The organism is Salinimicrobium oceani, from assembly GCF_012037645.1.
Map to the genome: position 1 here is coordinate 1 of NZ_JAAVJR010000511.1, position 481 is coordinate 481.

The 481-nt window shown below is 42.2% G+C and carries 1 protein-coding gene; it reads left to right on the forward strand.

All coding sequences use genetic code 11. From position 1 onward, the window contains the following. The coding region (locus tag HC175_RS17985; RefSeq protein ID WP_209310071.1) for a proline dehydrogenase family protein at nucleotides 1–447 on the forward strand (447 nt) is incomplete at its 5' end. Between the last annotated feature and the right edge of the window lie 34 nt (nucleotides 448–481).

The window sequence follows — 481 nt, forward strand, 5'->3', positions numbered from 1 at the left end:
GCTGCAAAAATGGGTTATCCATCTCCAATTTGTGAGAACAAAGAGGCTACCGATGTAAATTACAACGGGGTGCTTACTTACTGTTTAGCTCATATTGATGATATACATGTTTTTATAGGAAGCCATAACGAGATGAGTAACTATCTGGCTCTCCAGGTGATGGAAGATAAAGGTATTGCAATTGATGATGACCGGGTTTGGTTTTCACAGCTCTTTGGAATGAGTGAGCATATTAGCTATAACCTCGCACAGGAAGGCTATAATGTTGCCAAACTGGTACCGTTTGGTCCGGTAAGGGAAGTGGTGCCATATCTAATTCGCAGGGCCGAAGAAAATACTTCTGTAAAAGGACAAACCAGCCGTGAACTCGGACTTCTTTATGAAGAAAGAAAAAGAAGGAACGGGGAGATCACAAAGAGCAACAGGGAGAGTGAATTGGCTGGCTAGATTCATCTACTTTAAGATCATGGGCTGGAAATTC